Raw genomic sequence first — 18,584 nt, 5'->3', positions numbered from 1 at the left:
ATGCTCGGCTGGAGCATTACCGGTAAGGCCTCTGCCGAGCATGGCTCGGCACTACAGATGGGGCTGCCTCTGCCGAGCATGGCTCGGCACTACAGGTGGGGCTGCCTCTGCCGAGCATGGCGCGGCACTACAGGTGGGGCTGCCCCCGCCCAGCATGGCTCGGCACTACCGGTTCAATTGCCAATCGCAACAAACCCTAGGCTTTGAACATACACAGGTGCGCTTCTATCCCGCCGGGGCGCCGCCTAGGCTTCGCCCAACGTCGGAGCTGCGCCCGACGCCCGCATCAGCGGGTGCTCAAGCCAGCAAACGACAGGATCAAAGGGGCGCTAGTCCCCACCGCTTTCTGGCGTTGTCGGCTCCCAGTCCGGTTGCGTCACACATTCAAACCTGGGGGAGAGAACAACATGATCAAGCCACTTACGGCCGCCATCGGCGCCGCGCTGCTCGCCAGCGCGATGAGCCCGGCCTTTGCGCAGGACGCCGCCACCACGCTGGACCAGGTGATCGTCACCGGTACCCGCACCCCGGTTGCCATCGACAAGGTGCCCGGTGCGGTCACCCTGATCAGCCCGGAACAGGTGCAGCGCACCTTGAACCTGACCGAAGACGCCACCGCCGTGCTCGCACGCATGGTGCCGGGCTATTCCGAATCCTCGCAGGCGATGAGCAACTCCGGTGAGACCCTGCGTGGTCGCGTCGCGCTGCGCCTGTTCGACGGCGTGCCGCAGGGCTCGCCGCTGCGCGAAGGCAGCCGCAACGGTACCTTCACCGATATGGGCGTGATCGGCCGCATCGAAGTCATCAACGGCCCGTCCGCCGCTGAAGGCATCGGCGGCGCCGGTGGCGTGATCAACTACCTGTCCAAGAACCCGGACGTGGCTGGCCACGAAACCACCGTTACCACCCGTTACAGCAGCCAGTTCAAGGACGACAGCGCGCAGTCCAAGATCGGCGTCACCCACGCCTTCAAGGGCGACGCGGTCGACTACCTGATCAGCGGCGCGTACATCGACCGTGGCATCTCCTACGACGGCGACGGCCGCCGCGTTGGCCTGAACACCTCCGGTTCGCTGTCCGATTCGTACAGCAAGAACCTGTTCATGAAGGGTGGCTACAACTTCGGCGAAGGCCAGATGCAGCGCATCCAGGCCAGCTACAGCAACTTCCACATCGGCGGCAAGCACAACTACATCCCGGTGGAAGGTTGCCGGTTTGATGCGGTCGAATGCCCGAACCCGACCACCAACACCGCTGAAAAGGGCTCGATCAAGGATTCGCTGGCCGAGTTCAACGATTTCGAACAATTTGCAGTGAAGTACACCAATGCCGATTTCTTCGGCGGCGACCTGAGCGTTGATGCGTACTGGGCCGAGCAGGCCATGCGTTACGTGCCCGAAGACGGCGATGACCGCCAGCTGGTCAAGCCGATGCTGCCGACCACCGAGCGCATCTGGGACCAGTCGGAAATCAACAGCGAGAAGAAGGGCCTGCGCTTCGGCTACGCCTACAGCGACCTGTTCAAGGTCGAAGGCCTGCGCCTGCGTGCCGGCCTGGACCTGGTGGAAGACACCGCCGAGCAGCGCCTGGCGCTGACCAACCGCCTGTGGGTGCCGCCGATGAAGTACACCAGCATCGCGCCGTACGCGCAGCTGAGCTGGGACATCGGCCCGGTGACCCTGGACGCCGGCGTCCGCCGCGAAGACGGCCAGCTGGAAATCGACAGCTACACCACCGTTGCCTTCCGCGACCACACCCCGGTGCAGGGCGGCAAGATGGATTACAAGGCCAACATGCCCAACTTCGGTGCGATCTGGCGCATCACCGACCAGTGGTCGGTGTTCGCTTCGTACTCCGAAGGCTTCGGCATCGCCAACGTCGGCATCCCGTTGCGCAACATCCAGGCCAGCAGCCCGTGCAAGGCCGTGTCCTGCATCGCCGATCTGCAGCCGCTGATCACCGAGAACAAGGAAATCGGCTTCAACTGGCGCGGCGCACAGGGCCAAGTCGGTGCCTCCGTGTACCGCTCGACCTCGGACTTCGGCTCCACCCTGACCATCGACAAGGCCACCGACGACTTCATCCTGACCCGCGCACCGGTCGAGATCGAAGGCTTCGAGTTGAACAGCGCCTGGACCTTCAACGAGCAGTGGAAGGCCAGCTTCCTGTACTCGCGCATCCGCGGCCAGACCCAGTACTACCCGGGCTCGGGCCTGAAGAAGGAAATGGGCATCCTGGACATCTCGCCGGACAAGGTGAATGCCTCGGTGACCTGGACCCCGAACGACGACCTGAGCGCAACCCTGGGTGTGAGCAAGACCTTCAGCCGCGACCTGCGTGAGACCTTCGTCAATCCGGCCAACAACGCGGTCTACAAGAACGAAGAGAACACCTATGGCTATGCGCTGTGGGACCTGAGCGTGAACTACGACATCGGCCGTTATGGCCAGCTGGCACTGGGCGTTGAGAACCTGTTCGACAAGCAGTACGTGTTGACCTGGTCGCAGCTGCCGGGCTGGCAGAACTACTTCTCCGGCCGTGGCCGGATGGTGTCGCTGACCCACACCTTCAAGTTCTGATCCATGTGTGACAGACGGCGCCACAGGCAACTGTGGCGCCGTTTGGTTTGATAGCTGTAGGAGCGGCGTCAGCCGCGAAACCAGGGCAACGGCCGCTCCCGCAGGGCCAGCAATTGCAGACACTTCGTAGCCATTACGCTTGCCTGCTTCGCGGCTGACGCCGCTCCTACAACGCTTGCTGCCCAAGACCCTGAAAACGGAGGCTTGCCCATGTTCCGCAACAACACCCGTAGCCACATCGCGCGTGGCCTGTTGCTGGGTGCAGTTGCCTGGTTGGCCTGCATCAGCAGCGCGCTGGCAGCCAACAGTGACCGCTGGCAACGCCTGGACAATTTCCTCGCCCAATCCACCAGCACCACCGGCTACCCCGGTGCGGTCGCAGTGGTGGAAGTAAACGACCGTACTGAATTCCACGGCCAGTGGGGCCATGCCGACATCGCCCGCACCCGGCCGATGCGCGAAGACAGCATCTTCCGCATCTACTCGATGACCAAGCCGGTCACCTCGACCGCGATCCTGATGCTGCTGGAACAGGGCAAGCTGTCACTGGACGATCCGCTGTCGCGCTTCATCCCCGCCTTCGCCGATCGCCAGATCGTGACCGGTGGCGATGCCGCACATCCGCTGCTGGCGCCTGCGCCGCGCGCGATCACCATCCGTCATCTGCTCACCCATACCAGCGGCTTTGCTGCGGATTCGGACGGGCATGCCGTCGCCACCGCATTGTTGAACCGCGCCGACGTCGACAGCGCCACCTCGCTGGAAGATGTCGCCGCACGCCTGGCGACGCTGCCGCTGGCCGATGCGCCCGGCACCCATTTCCACTACGAAGGCAGCAACACCGAGTTGCTGGCGCGCGTGGTTGAAGTCGTCAGCGGGCAACCGTTCGCGCAGTTCCTGGCACAGCACATCTTCCAGCCACTGGGCATGAACGAGACCGGCTTTGAGGTGGCAGCTAATCAACGCGCACGCGTGGTCGATCTGCCCACCAGCGCCAACGATGGCGCGCTGCACATCGCCGATACGCCGAGCGCTCGCACGCCAGGCGTGCGCCTGAAAGACTATGACAGCGGCGCCGGCGGCCTGTACTCCACCGCTGCTGACTACCTGAAGTTCGCCCGCATGCTGCTGGGCAATGGTGAAAGCAACGGCGTGCGCCTGCTCTCGCGCAAGACCGTGGATTTGATGATGGCCGACCAGCTCAGCGGCTTCACGCCTGCCATCCAGGGCTTCAGCGACGGCGAAGGCTTCGGACTGGGCGGTTATGTGGTTACCAACCCCGCCGTGCGCGGTCGCCTGGGCAGCGTCGGCCAGTTCGGCTGGTCCGGTGCGGCATCCACTTATTTCACCGTGGATCGCAGCGAAAAACTGATCGCCATCGTGCTGCTGCAATACCTGCCCGATGGCAAAAAGCGCCTGCCCTCGCTGGCCACCCCGTTCTACAACCTCGTTTACCAGGCCATTCCATGACCTCCACCGTTCTTGTCGCCGGCTCGGCCAATCTCGATTTCGTTGTGCGTGCGGCGCATGTGCCGGCACCGGGCGAAACCGTGCTCGGCCGTGAATTCCGCACCTTCCCCGGCGGCAAGGGTGCAAACCAGGCCGTGGCCTGTGCGCGTGCTGGTGGCACCGCCACGCAGATGCTGCTGGCGCTGGGCGCTGACGATTTCGCCAAGCCGATCGAGGCCTCGTTGAACGATGCCGGCGTGACGCTGCACACCGTGCGCGATGCACAGCTGCCTACCGGCACCGCTTTCATCTGCCTGTCCGATGATGCCGAGAACGCGATCACCGTCGCGCCGGGCGCCAACATGGCCTTGCTGCCCGCGCACCTACCGTCGCTGGACGGCGTGCAGTGGCTGCTGCTGCAGCTGGAATCGCCACTGGCCGCCGTGCAGGCCTATGCCGCCGCCGCACGTGCGGCGGGTGTAAAGGTTGCCTTGAACGCCGCACCGGCGCAGGTGTTGCCGGCCGAGCTGCTGGCGCTGCTGGACATGCTGATCGTCAACGAAGGCGAGCTGGCCGTGGTGGCCGGCAATCCGCCGGATCTGGCCAGCGGCCTGGCCCGACTGGATGTGCCCTGCGTGATCGTCACCCTCGGTGCGCGCGGCTGCATGGCGAGCATCGATGGCAAGATTCTGGTGCAGCCGGCGTTCTCAATTTCACCGGTCGATACCACCGCTGCCGGCGACACCTTCTGCGGCACGCTGATCGCCCGCTTGGCGCAGAACGCGCCGCTGCAACAGGCGCTGCTTGCCGCCAGCGCCGCTTCGGCACTGACCTGTACGCGCCTGGGTGCACAATCCAGTATCCCCGACCACGCCGAGGTGGAAGCGCTGCTGGCCGATGCCAGCCGCTTGCCCGGCGCCAACGCCCATGCCGCGCTTGCGGCATGGTGCGCGCTGTAACTGTTACGCCCTCCCCGTTTTTGTTGGATGACTGCCATGACTTCGCCCTACCCCGCACCCGATTACGACAACGATTCCCCCGATCACGGGCGTGAGGCGATCCATACCGAGTACAAGTTCTCGCACGTCACCACCGGCCGGTACCTGCCCACCCCGGGTAAGGCGCCGGCGTGGCCGTTCGCCGATATCGGCAGCTGGATGATCGATGCCAATGCCAGCGCCGCCGATTGGTTGACCGAGCTGAAGGACTGGCGCCAGGAACACCTGGTGCGCATCGGCTATACCGACGTGAACTACCGCCGCCCGGAACTGCAGTGGGCGCAGCGCAACTTCGTGCACGCGCAGATGATGGTCGAGGACCGTTATTTCTTCGACGTGGATACCGCGCAGTACACCGTCGACAAGTACCTGGACGATCTGATCGAACGCTTCGGCGGGCTGGACTCGGTATTGATCTGGTACATCTACCCGAACATCGGTATCGACGACCGCAACCAGTTCGACCTGGCGCATACGCTGCCGGGCGGCCTGGAAGGTTTGACCGCTGCAGTGAAGGCCTTCCAGAAGCGCGGCGTGCGCGTGTTCCTGCCCGCCAAGCCGTGGGATCACGGCACCCGTGACCCGGGCGTGACGCATTGGGACGGCCTGGCCGAGATCATCAAGGCCACCGGCGCCGACGGCATCAACGGTGACACCTTCAACGGCGTGCCGCGCGCGTTCTTCGACGCCTGTGACGCCAATGGCAACCCGGTGGTGGTGCAGCCCGAATCCACCATCAGCTCCGAAGAGCAGCTGATCTGGAACGTGCAGAGCTGGGGCAAGAAGGCACCCGATGGCCCGGTGCCGCCGGTGTCCAAGTGGAAGTGGCTGGAGCCGCGCCACATGGTCAATTACGAGAACCGCTGGGGGCGCAACCGCAACCACGACCTGCAATACTGCTTCTTCAACGGCATCGGCTACAACGCCTGGGAAAACATCTGGGGCATCTGGAACCAGTTCACCGCACGCGATGGTGAAACGCTGCGCCGCATGGCAGCAATCTATCGCCAGTTCCCCGCATTGATTGTGTCGATGGAGTGGGAGCCGTACCAGGTCTGCTACCAGGGCGGCATCTTCGCCAGCAAGTTCCCGGTCGATGGGCTGAGCCTGCACACCTTGATCAACCGCAACGAGTACGCGGTCAATGGCGAGCAGATCGGTCTGCCGCATGTGGACGGCACCCGTTACTACGATGTCTGGCACGGCGTTGAGCTGTCGCCTGCGCTGCGTGATGGCCTGGCCATCATCGAGCTGCCGATGGAAGCGCGCGGCTTTGGCGCAGTGCTGAGCGTGCAGCCGGGCGCTGCGGTTGAAGGACTGGATGCTTTCCTGATCGAAGCCGCCAAGCGCGCTGTGCAGCCGCTCAACAGCTTCTCCGGCGCATGGAAGGCGATCCCGCAGCAGCTGCGTGAGATCCCCGCCACGGCAGCGCAGGCGGCCGCGCCGGCCGGTATGGTCACCATTCCGGCGGGCGAGTTCGTGTTCGCCGTCGGCGGCATCGAGATCGAAGGCTTCAACTGGGCGGGCCAGGACGTGCAGTTCCCGTGGGAAGACTGCCCGCGTCGCCATCACCGCAAGCTGATGCAGATGCAGGCGTTCCATATCGATCGTCATCCGGTCACCAACGCACAGTTCAAGGCCTTCGTCGACGCCACTGCGTATCACCCGGCCGATGACATCAACTTCCTCGCCCATTGGGTGGATGGCGCACCGCGTGCCGGCTGGGACAACAAACCGGTGATCTGGGTGTCGCTGGAAGACGCGCGCGCCTACGCCGCGTGGGCCGGCAAGCGTCTGCCACACGAATGGGAATGGCAGTACGCAGCGCAGGGCAACGATGGCCGAACCTATCCGTGGGGCAACGACTGGGATCAAAGCCGCGTGCCGCAGGTCAACCGTGGCCGCCGCCTGCTGGCACCGGCCGATGTCGATGCGCATCCGCAGGGCGCAAGCCCGTTCGGCGTCGAGGATCTGGTCGGCAATGTGTGGCAGTGGACCGATGAGTTCAGCGACGAGCACACCCGTGCGGCGATCCTGCGTGGTGGCTCCAGCTACCAGCCGCAGACCTCGCATTGGTATTTCCCGCAGGCCTATCGCCTGGACCAGCACGGCAAGTACCTGCTGATGGCACCGGCCAAGGACCGCAGCGGCATGCTCGGCTTCCGTTGCGTGGTGGACGCGGCATGAGTGCGGCCATCACCATCGGCCAGCAGCTGATAGCACCTGCCTCGGTAAAGCTCGAGGGCATGTTCGGGCAGATGCTCGCGGCCAACCGCAGCGGCCGCCTGAGCCACTTCATCGTCGATGAAGCCAGCCCGTCGATCAGCATCTTCGGCCAGGCACACAAGCAGCAGAACCAGGAAGGCGACTGGTACGGCGAGCACGCCGGCAAGTGGCTGTCGGCCACCGCACGCGCAGTCGCACAGGGCAGCCAGCCCGAGCTGGAGGCCAATCTGCGCCGCGTCGCCGACTGGTTGATCAGCCAGCAGGACGATGATGGCTATCTGGGCAACTACGCCGCCGACCGCCGTTTCACCGTGCCGCAGCCGCCCAAGCCCGAGAGCTGGAACGGTGAGCCGGCTCTGCGCACCTGGGACATCTGGACCCACAGCTATCTGATCCTCGGCTTCCTCGAAACCTGGCGTGCGCTGGGCGATGACAGCTACCTGCAGGCCGCACGGCGCATCGCCGACCTGTGCTGGCAGGCGCTGGAATCGGGCATCGACATCACCACGCTGGGCAACCACCACGGCATGTCGGCGACGGTGCTGCTGGACCCGGCCGCCGACTTGTATCTGGTCACCGGCGAGCCGCGTTATCTGGCACTGGCCGAGAAGATCCTGCAACAGGCCAACGCCAACCCGCGCCTGGCCCTGCTCGACAAGGGCATCGCCAACGAAGACGCGGCCTTCATCGCCACCGGCAAGGCCTACCAGCTGTCGTGGAATCTGGTCGGCCTGGCCAAGCTGTACAAGGCCACCGGCAAGGCCGATTACAAGCTGGCTATCGACAATCTGTGGAACAACATCCGCGAGCAGCACCTGACTTTGGGTGGTGGCCCGTGGGGCGGCGTTGCGCATCGTTCGCGCGAGGTGTTCAACGCACCGCGCACGTTCTTCCCGCAGGCCTATGTGGAAACCTGTTCGGTGCTGGCGTGGATGCAGCTCAACCGCGAGCTGCTGGCCATCACCGGCCACGCCCGCTACGCCGATGAGCTGGAACGCACCGCCTACAACGACCTGCTGGCAGCGATGGCGCCAAATGGCGAGGACTGGTGCTATTACACCTTCCCCAACGGCAAGCGCGTGCACACCACGTATTGGCGCTGCTGCAAGTCGTCCGGCGCGATGGCAGTGGAAGAGCTGCCACAGATCGCCTATGGCATTGCCGCCGATGGTGGCTTGCGGGTGAACCTGTACGGTGCCGGCGAAGCGACCCTCAACCACGCCGATGCGGGCAAGGTGGTGCTGCAGCAGCAGACCCGCTATCCGTTCAATGGCGAGATCAGCCTGCGCGTCACCCCCGAGCACAGCACCAGTTTCGGCATCGGTCTGCGCATCCCGGCCTGGGCCGAAGATGCCCGCATCCTGGTCAATGGCGTCAATGTGCCGGTGCAGGTGGGCGCCGATGGCTACGTGCAGCTGCAGCGGCAATGGCAGGCCGGTGACCTGGTCAACGTACAGCTGCCGATGCAGCCACAGCTGCACCGTGCGGCCAATATCAACGTGCAGGAATCACGCGCACCGGATGGTTCGCCGGTGGCGCAGGAAGTGCTGCGTTGGGAATACGTTGGTCTCAGCTACGGCCCGCTGGTCTATGCGACCGGCTTGATCGATGGCTTCAAGACCGATGAAACGGTGAAGCTGCCCGCAGGTGATCCGGCACGTTGGCTGCAGGTAGGCGAAGACGCCGGTGAAGGTGCGACGGTGACCATGCAGCTGGAATGCCGCGCGCCGCTGGTGTTCGAGCCGTATTACCGCTGTGGTGGCCGCGAGCATGATGTCTGGCGCCTGAGCTGGCTGTCATTGGCACCGCAGTAAGCCTGTTGCCGCTGTCTGTTGCTCTGCATGGCGCAGACAGCGGCAACGATGCAGGCGATGACAAGGCGATACCTGCTTTTTGTCCACGCTGAAAATACCCGCACGATATGTTTCTTCCCACGCACCGGGAGGAAACTGCAATCAAGGATTCGAGTGCAGCCCATGTCAGCAAGCAACAACCCATCTCCGTTCGACATCGCCCAGCGCGATGGTGCCCGTGGCCCGCTCAGCGGCGTGCGCGTGCTCGACCTGAGCGCCTATATCGCCGGTCCCTACGGCTGCACGCTGTTGGCCGACCAGGGCGCCGAAGTGATCAAGGTGGAGCCGCCGGTTGGTGACAACCTGCGCAAGTACCCGTCTACGCTGGAAGCGGAAAGCCGCGCCTTTCTCGGCGTGAACCGCTCCAAGCGCGGCGTGGTGCTGGACCTGAAGGAAGCCGATCAGCGCGCGGTGCTGATGCGCCTGGTACGCGAGGCCGACGTGCTGGTGCACAACTTCCGCCCCAGCGTGCCGGCCCGCCTGGGCATCGACTTCGACAGCCTGAACAAGATCAACCCGCGCCTGGTGTACTGCGCTGTGACCGGTTACGGCGAAGACGGTCCGCTCAAGGACAAGGCCGGCTACGACCAGGTGCTGCAGACCATGACCGGCATGTGCGCGATGCAGGGCAAGCCTGGCGGCGCGCCAGAGATTCTGTACGGCTCGGTTGTCGACTATTACGCCGCCGCCTTGGTTGCCGCCGGCGTGTCCTCGGCATTGTTTGAACGCGAACGCAGTGGCGAAGGCCAATACGTTGGAGTGTCGCTGCTGCGCAGTGCGCTGACCATGCAATCGGCGCGGATGATCTGGGCCGAAGGCGAGCCGGAAGGCGTGGGCCGCGACATGCGCTCGGGCGGTGTCACCGGCATCCACCCGACCGCGCAGGGCCATCTCTACATCTCGGCCAATACGCCGCGTTTCTGGCAGGCGCTGTGCGACAAGATCGGCCTGCCGGCGATGGGCAGCGAGCCGCGTTACGACACCGTGCGCAAGCGTGCCGAGCATTCCGACGAACTGCTGGCCAAGCTGCACGCCGCACTGGCCGCACGCACTGCGCTGGAGTGGGAAACCCTGTTTGGCGAGGAAGTGCCGTGCGCGGCCGCGCGCAAGGTCGAAGACATGTTCGATCACCCGCAGGTGCTGGCCGAGGACATGATCGCTACGCTGCCGCACCCGCTGCTGGGCAGTTATCGCGGCATCACCCGTCCCATCGTGTTTGGCCGTACGCCCGGCCCGCAGCCCTTCGCTGCGCCGACCTTCGACCAGGACACCGCCGCTGTCATCGCCGCCGCCGATGCTGGCGACACCACCGCCTGATCCGGAGCACATCATGAGCACTGCATCCAAGCTCGCGCAGCTGCGCGAACTGTCCGTCGTCGTCGCCGATACCGGTGATTACGACGCCATCAAGCGCCTGCGCCCGGTCGACTGCACCACCAACCCGACGCTGGTGAAGAAAGCCCTCGACCTGCCGGTCTACGCCGGCCTGATCGAGCGCGAGCTGCAGTGGGGCCGGGCCCAGTCCGGTGACAAGCAGGCCATTGCCAACGCCGTTGTCGATCGCCTGACTGTTGGCGTCGGCACGATGTTGGCCGAGCTGGTGCCGGGCCGTGTTTCCACCGAAGTGGATGCCGACCAGGCGCACAACACCGAGGCGACGATTGCCAAGGCGCGCGAGTTCATCGCCATGTACGAAGCGGCCGGCGTGCCGCGCAGCAAGGTGCTGATCAAGATCGCCGCCACCTGGGCCGGCGTGGAAGCCGCTCGCGTGCTGCAGGCCGAAGGCATCGACTGCAACCTGACACTGATCTTCAACCCGACCCAGGCCTTGGCCTGCTCGGAAGCCGGCTCCTTCCTGATCTCGCCGTTTGTCGGCCGGATTCTGGATTGGTACGTGGCAAACGGCCAAACCCCGGCCAACATCGACGAAGACCCGGGCGTGGTGTTCGTGCGCGGTGTGTTTGCCGAGTTCAAGCGCCGTGGTTCCAGCACCGTTGTCATGGGTGCGTCGTTCCGTTCGACTGCGCAGATTGAAGCGCTGGCGGGTTGCGATCGTCTGACGATTTCGCCGGACCTGCTGGAGAAGCTGGACGCCGATTTTGGTGAGTTACCGCGCAAGCTGGTTGCTGGTGCTGCTGAGGCTTTGAATGTCGCTGCGATCGACGAAGCGAAGTTCGATGCGGATATGGCGGCTGATCCGATGGCCACTGAAAAGCTGGCAACCGGCATTGAGGCATTTGCCAAGGATCTGCAGACCTTGCGTCAGCGGATTGCGGATGAGTTGGGCGGCTGAGCGCAAAAGCAATGCCTGACCTATCCCTTCTCCCTACGGGAGAAGGTGCCCCGAAGGGGCGGATGAGGGTAAGCGCGAAGCCCGGCGACATCAGGCCGCAAGAGGCTTCGCCTCTTACCCTCTCCCCAACCCCTCTCCCGAAGGGAGAGGGGCTATAAAAAGCTTTTCGACACCCGGCTCCCTCTCCCTCGTGCCGGTGTCACCGCAGCCGGCCCCCTGTGCCGGGCTGCGGATTTTCTACCTCAGCGCGAAATCATCTCAATGAAACGCGCCACCTTGGAATACGGCGGACGCAGCAGGTCACTGCCCGCGCGCCGCGTCTGCCATAGCACCGGCAAACGCTTGCTCATCGCATCGAACCCGGCCTTGCCGTGGTACGCGCCCATGCCGCTGGCACCAATGCCACCAAACGGCAGGCCGTTGATCGCGAAGTGCAGCAAGGTGTCGTTGACGGTCACCCCACCGGCAAGCGTCTGCCCGACGATCTTCTCCACCGTCGCCTTGTCATGGCTGAAGGGATACAAGGCCAGCGGACGGTCACGGCCGTTGATGGTGGCGATGGCCTCATCCAACGAGCGGTAGCTGCGGATCGGCAGGATCGGGCCGAAGATCTCGTCCTGCATCACCGTGGCATCATCGCCCGGCTGCAGGATCAAGGTCGGCGGGAACAAACGCTCGCGCCGTGAGCGCTCCGCGTCGATATCGGCCAAGGGCAGCACCTGCAGGCCGCGCGCAAGCGCATCGTCCACATAGCCCTGCAGACGCTGGTACTGGCCTTCATTGATGATGCGGCTGTAATCACCCGCATCGCTGAAGTCGCCATAACGCTGCTGCACCTGCGCACGCAGCGCGGCAACCAACGCATCCACCCGGCCTTCATCGATCAGCACATAGTCCGGCGCGATGCAGGTCTGGCCGGCGTTGAACCATTTGCCTGTGGCCAGCCGTGCGGCCGCGCCATCCAGCGGATAGTCGGCGGCGATCAAGGCCGGCGACTTGCCACCCAGTTCCAGCGTCAACGGAGTCAGGTGCTGCGCGGCAGCAGCCATCACCTTGCGGCCGATCGCAGTGGAACCGGTAAACACCAGATGGTCGAACGGCAAACCCGAGAACGCAGAGGCCACGCCGGCGTCGCCCTGCACCACCGCCACCCGATCAGCGGGAAACACTTCCGCCAACAGCGATTGCAGGAAGGCCGAACTGTTCGGCGTGTGCTCGGAAGGTTTGAGCATCACATGGTTGCCTGCCGCAATCGCTGTCGCCAATGGCACCAGCGCCAGATTGACCGGGTAGTTCCACGGCGAGATCACCCCGACCACGCCCACCGGCAGCGGCCGCACCTGCGCCCGTGCAGGCCAGAAGCGCCAGCCCACGCCGATCCGCTCCGGCCGCATCCAGCCGCGCAGGTGCGAGAGCAGATGATCGATTTCACCGGTGACGGTCATACCGTCGGCGATCACCGATTCGTGCTTTGAACGGTGGCCGAAGTCGGCGGCGATGGCCTCGGTCATCGCCGGGATGCGCGCCTTGAACGCCGCACGCAGGCGGCGCAGGTCATCGCGGCGCTGCTCGTAGTCCGGCTTGTGCTGCTGCCAGGCCCCGCGCAGCTGCGCAAGACGCTGCTGCAGATTGCTTGAATTATCGGTCTGTGGATCCATGGTGCCTCCCCCAAGATCAGCGGCCACTGTAAACCTGTGTGTGTTGAGGAGTGAAGGATTGTTTGCGAGGCGGGCGTGATGTGCTGCGCAAAGTCGGGAGCAAAGGCATTGGAGCTACCCCTCCCCAACCCTCCCCTGCGCGTTGCGCAAGGGAGGGAGCGAAGCGCGTGACCTGTCAGCCCCCCTTGCACGCCGTTTCTGCCCCCTCCTTTGCGCAACGCGCAGGGGAGGGCTGGGGAGGGGTGCTCTTCGCAGGCAGCTGATCCGTCGAGCAATACCAACCCCAGCGCTCAGCGCGCAGAAGCCGCGGGCCGGCTTGCCGCCCCCGCACGATGAGTGCTAGAAGAGTTCGTGCAGCTTGTGCCGGCGTGACGCGGCAGAGCTGCATGGCGACCGCAGCAGACAGGGCAGCTGCGATCCATCTCGAGGGCATGCCGCACCATGGTGGGACGTGAACATGACATCGCAGGGAACCCCGATGCCTGCCCCGTGCAGGCCAAGCGGGACCTGCTGCGGGCATTGGATCTGCAGGCGCTGTGGCGGGCCTGCGTGGACCTGCTCAACCAGTACCTGCCCTGCCACTCCTGCACCTTGATGTACGACATCACCGGCGCCTACCAGCCGCAACGCAGCCTGCACTACCTCGGCAGCAGTGCCGACGGTGGCGCGCGGCCACTGCGCAGTCTCGATGTTGCAGCACCCTATCTGCAGCGCAATCCGCGCATCGACTGGTACACGCTGTCGCAGGTGGCCTCGGACGATGCGCAGGCACGGCAACGGCTGCGCGCTCAGAACCCGGCACCGGGCTGGAATGAGTTCATCCACATGGCGTTCTGGCGCGATGAAGGCCTGGAAGCGGTGCTGAGCATCCGCATGCACGCAGGCCAGGAACAGATCACCGGCGCCCACCAGCAGTTCCTCGACGAACTGCACCCGCTGATGGCTGCAGGCCTGCAGCGGGTGCGCTCGCTGCAGCACGAAAGACGCACCATCTACCAGGCGCTGCTTGACCGCCAAAGCCAGGCCGACATCATCCTTGACCATGAGCTGCACCTGATCAGCCTGTCACCTGCGGCGCAGCTGCTGTGTGCGCACTGGCTGGGTGATGGCGGCAGGCATGTGGGCTTCCCCGCTACGGTCCTCGCAGCCCTGCGCGCCTGGCTGCCTCAACCCGGCCAGCCTATCGATGCCGATGTATTGATGGGCGACCTGCAGCTACCCGGCACGCAACTGCAGATCAGCCTGCAAGGCAGGCTGCAGGCTGACGGCTTGTACCCGATGTTCCTGCTGCGCTTGACCCCGCCCCAACCTGCCGCCGCCGACGTTCCGACCGGGGCGCGGCCGATGTGGTGCAAGCTCTCGCCTACCGAAACCCGCGTCGCCGAGCTGGTGCTGGACGGCATGCGCAACGATGAAATCGCCAACCACCTGCGCCGCTCACGCAAGACCATCGAGAGCCAGATCAGCGCGATCTACCGCAAGCTCGATGTGGGTCACCGCGCGCAGCTGGTGCGCCTGCTCAGCGTTGCTGGCTGAGCAGGCGACACCATTCAGGGCACGAACACAAAGTAGTCGTGTGCGGCGCGGGCCAGCTGGGCGATGGCCGCATCGCGTTCCTCGTTGCTGGCGCGTGATTGCACGAATACCGTGACGATGGCATGGCCATGTCCGCCCGGCAGCGTGATCACGCCGACATCATTGATCACGTCACCGACCGTGCCGGTCTTGTGTGCGACCGGCGTTTCCTTCGGCAACATGCCGCGCAGACGGGCGGCACCTGTGCGGGTATCGAGCATGATGTCCTGCAGCAGTTTGGTGGAAGCCGGTTGCAGCACTTCCCCGCGCCAGACCTTCTGCAGCAGCGTCGCCATCGCGCGGGCGCTGCTGGTATCGCGCGGGTCTTCATTCCAGGCATTGGTGTGGCCACGACGCAGCTCCTCGCTGCGCTCACTGCGCGACAACTCGGCGTAGGCTGCCGGACCCATGGGTTTGGCCTGCGAGGCGTCATTGCCGCGATAGTTGGCCAGCAATTCCCAGATATAGCGGTCCACGCGCATGCCGCTGATGCCAAGCGCCTGCATGCGTGCGTTTACTGCCGTGGTGCCGCCACCAAGACGGATCAGAATATCGGTGGCGTTGTTGTCGCTCACCGTGATCATCATGTGCAGCAGATCGCGCACGGTGATGGCCGAACCCGCACTCAGGTGCAGATCCATCGGCCCGCCCATTTCCGGGTAGACATCATCGGCGTCCAGCGTCACCTGCTGCTGCAGGCTCAGCTTGCCCTCGTCGACCAGCGTGAGGATATGCACGGCCACCGGCACCTTCATCGTGCTGGCCATCGGGAACGGCCGATCCGCATCGAGGTAGACGCTGCGTCCGCTTTCCAGATGCACGATGGCTGCACCGAGCTGACCGGGCAACAGAGCCGCCAGCCGTTGTGCCTCGGTCTGAAGTCCCGCGCTGGCAGTCGGCTTGGTCGCGGCCATCGCCGGCAGCAGCATGCAGGCCAGCAACGGCGCGGCAAACAGCGCGCGCAGGCGCGGCCGCGATGGGGGACGACGAAGCGGGTGTTGGTACATGTGGAATCCTCTGCAAATGGAACACCGCCGCCCATGCGCGGGCGGCAGCCATCATCCCTAGAAACGCATGCGCGCGCCAAGCGTGAAGTAGCGGCCCACCACATCGTAGTAAGGCGAGCCGACCGCGCCCAATGGGGACTTCTTGTCGAACAGGTTGCTGATGTCGGCGTACACCTCGACCTCGTTGTCGCCGGCCAGCGCGAAGCGCGCCTTGCCACCCAGATCCCAGTACACATAGGACGGGATGTTGCCGTTGGTCAGCACCAGCTGGTTGTTGTACACGCCAGGCGATGTGTAGCGCGCCCGCGTCTGTGCACCGAAGCGGTCACCGCGCCAGCCGAAGGTTGCGTTTGCGCGCCAGCGCGGCACGCCGGAGCCACCGGTCAGGCCTTGCGAGGTCACGTACTCGAAGCTGTTCTTGCCGTCGTACGTGCTCAGATTATCGGTCCAGGTGGCCAGCACACGGGTGTGGAAGTTGCCCGACATGGCAGGGAACAAATTGGCCGCCGGCAGGTTGTAGAGCAGATCCAGATCAACGCCGTTGGTGCGGTATTCGGCCAGGTTGACGTAGTTGGAATTGATCCGCTCGATCTCGCCGCTGCCATCGCGCTGGATGCGCCCGCACATGGCCTGGTTGCCGGCAATGCAGCGCAGCACGGTTTCCTGCGCCGATACCTGGGTGATCACGTCCTTGATCTCGATGTCGAAGTAATCCACCGACATGATCAGCCCCGGCACGCTGGCCGGTGCCCAGGTGAAGCCGGCGGTCAGCGTGTCGGCCTTCTCCGGGTCCAGCAGCGGGTTGCCGCCGCCAATCACCAACGCGCTGATTGAGGTGCCGGTCAGTGGATCACTGATGGTCGACCAGCCGGTGGTGCTGGTGGTGTACATCTCCGACAGGTTGGCCGAGCGGATATCGCGCGAACGGGTGAAGCGGCCACGGAAGCCGTCGAAGAACTCATTGGTCATGCCGTACTTCCATGACCAGATCGCACCGGAGCTGTTGTAGTCGCTGAAGCGTGCGGCGGCGTTGACCTGCAGGTCACGCAGTACCGGCAGATCACGCAGCAGCGGCGCGGCCACTTCGGCGAAGGCTTCGCGGACCTGGAAGCTGCCGGCCATCGGCGAGGAACTCCAGGTGCTGAAGGACTTGCTCAGATCCTGTGCGCCCACTTTCTGCTCGATCTGTTCCTTGCGCGCCTCAAGGCCCACGGCCACCGAGACTTCACCTGCCGGCAGCGAGAACGGTTCGCCACGCAGGTCCAGGCCGGCCGCATCGAGCCTGGTATTGGTCATGCGCTTGGGCGTGCCGGTGACGTAGGCCGCCGCTTCGGCCGAGGGTGCGCCATGGCCGATCAGGTTGATCGGCACGCAACCGGAGTTGGGATTGCTCAGGGTCACCCGGCACACCGGCTTGCCGCTGACCGGATCGATCACCGCATCCACTGCATCGCGGTAGTTGCTGGTCAACAGAAAGCCCGGCGCGGCCAGATCGGACTGGTTGTCGCCGTGGCTGTAATAGCCGCTCCAACGCCAGTTGTCGCCGACCACGCCGTCCAGCGCGAGGGTGAACTGGGTGGTGCGGCGGTCATAGTCGATATCGGGGAACGCGAAATCACTGTTGAAGCGACCCAGGCCGAAGCTCGTTTCGCCTGCAGCCACCAGCGCATCGCGCACCGCAGTGGGCAGGAAGGCGTTGTCGACGCCGATCTTCAGCCCGGTGCCACGGTTGTGGTCGCCGAACCACGGGAAACGGTTCCAGCTGCGCGAGTGGCGCACGTCCATGGTCAGGCTGGTGTTGTCGGTGAGGTTCCACGACAACCGGCCAAGCACGTTGTAACGGCGCTGCGGCGTCATCAGTGAGCTGATGTCATCGTTGCTTGGGCTCTCGCCGCCCTGGATCAGTGACGCACCGGTATAGCCCGGGAACCTGCGCAGGCTTCCATCCGGATTGAAGGCCTGCCCGGCCAGCACGCCGGTGGTGATCAAACCGCCGATGGCGGCATTGCCGTAACCGACATTGTCTTTCATCGTGAACGTGCCGTCGCCGTTGGACAGCTGCGCGGTGCGGCCAAGCCACGGCCGCGAGGTCTTGGGAATGATGCCGTCGTTGTTCAGCGCCTCACCGCCAATCACGATGTGGCCACGGCCTTGTGCGATCTCGAAGCCGGTGGCGGCCGAGACGTATTGCTTCTGGTTGTCCGAGCGCGAGGACACGCCACCCTGCACGTCGATCTTGGTGCCGACCAGCTGGCTGTCCAGCTGCACGTTGACCACGCCGGCAACCGCGCCTGAACCCCAGGCGGCGGAGGCTCCGCCGGTAACCACATCCACGCCGCTGATCAGGATCGAAGGAATGCTGGCCAGATCGTTGTCACTGGAAAAACGCCGGCCATCCAGCAGCACCAAGGTACGGCTGGTGCCCAGCCCGCGCAGGTCGACCGGCGCACGCGCCGCATCCACGCCGGTGGTGTGGGTCTGCGGCGACACCGTGCCACGGAACTGCGGCAGGTCATTGAGCGCGGCGGCGATATTGGTATGGGTGGAAAGCTGCAGGTCCTCCGGCGTCACCTTCACCGTCGGCGTCGGCGCGTTGAAGCCAGGCCGGTCGATGCGCGAGCCGGACGCGGTGACATTGACGCTGCTGATATCCACCACCTTGTCGGTGGAGTCATCCGCCTTGGGAGCGGCCGATTGAGCGAAGGCGTTGGGCAGGCTGCCGGCGATGATCAGGGCGATGCCCGTGGACAAGGTGGTTCTGGCGATACGGCACGGCATACGGTTCCTCGCAGAAGGCTGGAAGTGGAACTGCTGACCTGACAATGCGGAACTCCCCTCTCCCGCATCTTAGGAAGCAGCCCTCCCACCCCGCATCAGGGAAAACCCCCATACCAACCGCGCAAACGACAACGGCCGGCGCAAGGCCGGCCGTTGTTTCAAACGTTA

The 18,584-nt window shown here is 64.7% G+C and carries 11 protein-coding genes; 8 read left to right on the top strand and 3 right to left on the bottom strand.

Features of this window, described 5'->3' with window-relative positions; translation table 11 throughout:
• Positions 1-407: 407 nt before the first annotated feature.
• From ABE493_RS11445 to ABE493_RS11415, 7 genes are all read left to right on the top strand, one after another.
• Positions 408-2,579 (top strand): TonB-dependent receptor, encoded by a 2,172-nt coding sequence (locus tag ABE493_RS11445; protein ID WP_346499042.1) that lies wholly within the window; start codon positions 408-410, stop codon positions 2,577-2,579.
• Between the two features lie 210 nt (positions 2,580-2,789).
• Positions 2,790-4,049 carry a serine hydrolase domain-containing protein gene (locus tag ABE493_RS11440; RefSeq protein ID WP_346499041.1) on the top strand — a complete coding sequence of 420 codons (1,260 nt, stop codon included), beginning with the start codon at positions 2,790-2,792 and terminating at the stop codon, positions 4,047-4,049.
• The gene (locus ABE493_RS11435) at positions 4,046-4,987 is read left to right on the top strand and encodes a ribokinase (protein WP_346499040.1); all 942 of its coding nucleotides are present in this window, start codon (positions 4,046-4,048) and stop codon (positions 4,985-4,987) included. Before ABE493_RS11440 ends, ABE493_RS11435 begins: the two co-directional genes overlap by 4 nt.
• A gap of 36 nt (positions 4,988-5,023) precedes the next feature.
• Positions 5,024-7,213, top strand: coding sequence for a formylglycine-generating enzyme family protein (locus ABE493_RS11430; RefSeq protein ID WP_346499039.1), 2,190 nt, complete (start codon positions 5,024-5,026; stop codon positions 7,211-7,213).
• Positions 7,210-9,066 (top strand): glycoside hydrolase family 127 protein, encoded by a 1,857-nt coding sequence (locus tag ABE493_RS11425; RefSeq protein ID WP_346499038.1) that lies wholly within the window; start codon positions 7,210-7,212, stop codon positions 9,064-9,066. Before ABE493_RS11430 ends, ABE493_RS11425 begins: the two co-directional genes overlap by 4 nt.
• Before the next feature lie 162 nt (positions 9,067-9,228).
• A complete protein-coding gene (locus ABE493_RS11420; RefSeq protein WP_346499037.1) occupies positions 9,229-10,422 on the top strand; it encodes a CoA transferase in 1,194 nt (397 codons plus the stop codon).
• Positions 10,423-10,435: 13 nt separating this feature from the next.
• Entirely contained in the window at positions 10,436-11,398 is a 963-nt protein-coding gene (locus ABE493_RS11415) for a transaldolase (protein ID WP_346499036.1), read from the top strand.
• A 242-nt stretch (positions 11,399-11,640) separates the two neighbouring features.
• Here ABE493_RS11415 and ABE493_RS11410 read toward each other — a convergent pair whose 3' ends face one another.
• A complete protein-coding gene (locus tag ABE493_RS11410; protein WP_346499035.1) occupies positions 11,641-13,056 on the bottom strand; it encodes a coniferyl aldehyde dehydrogenase in 1,416 nt (471 codons plus the stop codon).
• 441 nt (positions 13,057-13,497) lie between these two features.
• Here ABE493_RS11410 and ABE493_RS11405 point away from each other — a divergent pair, with 441 nt between their 5' ends.
• On the top strand, positions 13,498-14,592 hold the full coding sequence (locus ABE493_RS11405; RefSeq protein ID WP_346499034.1) for a helix-turn-helix transcriptional regulator: 1,095 nt from the start codon (positions 13,498-13,500) through the stop codon (positions 14,590-14,592).
• A 14-nt stretch (positions 14,593-14,606) separates the two neighbouring features.
• Here the strand turns inward: ABE493_RS11405 and bla are convergent, their stop codons facing one another.
• Both bla and ABE493_RS11395 read right to left on the bottom strand, forming a co-directional pair.
• The gene (gene bla / locus ABE493_RS11400; protein WP_346499033.1) at positions 14,607-15,638 is read right to left on the bottom strand and encodes a class A beta-lactamase; all 1,032 of its coding nucleotides are present in this window, start codon (positions 15,636-15,638) and stop codon (positions 14,607-14,609) included.
• Positions 15,639-15,695: 57 nt separating this feature from the next.
• Positions 15,696-18,416, bottom strand: a complete 2,721-nt coding sequence (locus ABE493_RS11395) for a TonB-dependent receptor domain-containing protein (protein ID WP_346499032.1) — start codon at positions 18,414-18,416, stop codon at positions 15,696-15,698.
• Between the last annotated feature and the right edge of the window lie 168 nt (positions 18,417-18,584).

Source organism: Stenotrophomonas terrae, assembly GCF_039674165.1.
Lineage (GTDB): Bacteria > Pseudomonadota > Gammaproteobacteria > Xanthomonadales > Xanthomonadaceae > Stenotrophomonas > Stenotrophomonas terrae_A.
The sequence above is the reverse complement of the archived record's forward strand: the minus strand, read 5'-3'. Positions and strand labels throughout refer to the sequence as shown.

Coding starts and splice junctions, on each gene's coding strand:
- ABE493_RS11445 (WP_346499042.1), top strand. CDS start 408: ATGATCAAGCCACTTACGGCCGCCATCGGCGCCGCGCTGCTCGCCAGC.
- ABE493_RS11440 (WP_346499041.1), top strand. CDS start 2,790: ATGTTCCGCAACAACACCCGTAGCCACATCGCGCGTGGCCTGTTGCTG.
- ABE493_RS11435 (WP_346499040.1), top strand. CDS start 4,046: ATGACCTCCACCGTTCTTGTCGCCGGCTCGGCCAATCTCGATTTCGTT.
- ABE493_RS11430 (WP_346499039.1), top strand. CDS start 5,024: ATGACTTCGCCCTACCCCGCACCCGATTACGACAACGATTCCCCCGAT.
- ABE493_RS11425 (WP_346499038.1), top strand. CDS start 7,210: ATGAGTGCGGCCATCACCATCGGCCAGCAGCTGATAGCACCTGCCTCG.
- ABE493_RS11420 (WP_346499037.1), top strand. CDS start 9,229: ATGTCAGCAAGCAACAACCCATCTCCGTTCGACATCGCCCAGCGCGAT.
- ABE493_RS11415 (WP_346499036.1), top strand. CDS start 10,436: ATGAGCACTGCATCCAAGCTCGCGCAGCTGCGCGAACTGTCCGTCGTC.
- ABE493_RS11410 (WP_346499035.1), bottom strand. CDS start 13,056: ATGGATCCACAGACCGATAATTCAAGCAATCTGCAGCAGCGTCTTGCG.
- ABE493_RS11405 (WP_346499034.1), top strand. CDS start 13,498: ATGGTGGGACGTGAACATGACATCGCAGGGAACCCCGATGCCTGCCCC.
- bla (WP_346499033.1), bottom strand. CDS start 15,638: ATGTACCAACACCCGCTTCGTCGTCCCCCATCGCGGCCGCGCCTGCGC.
- ABE493_RS11395 (WP_346499032.1), bottom strand. CDS start 18,416: ATGCCGTGCCGTATCGCCAGAACCACCTTGTCCACGGGCATCGCCCTG.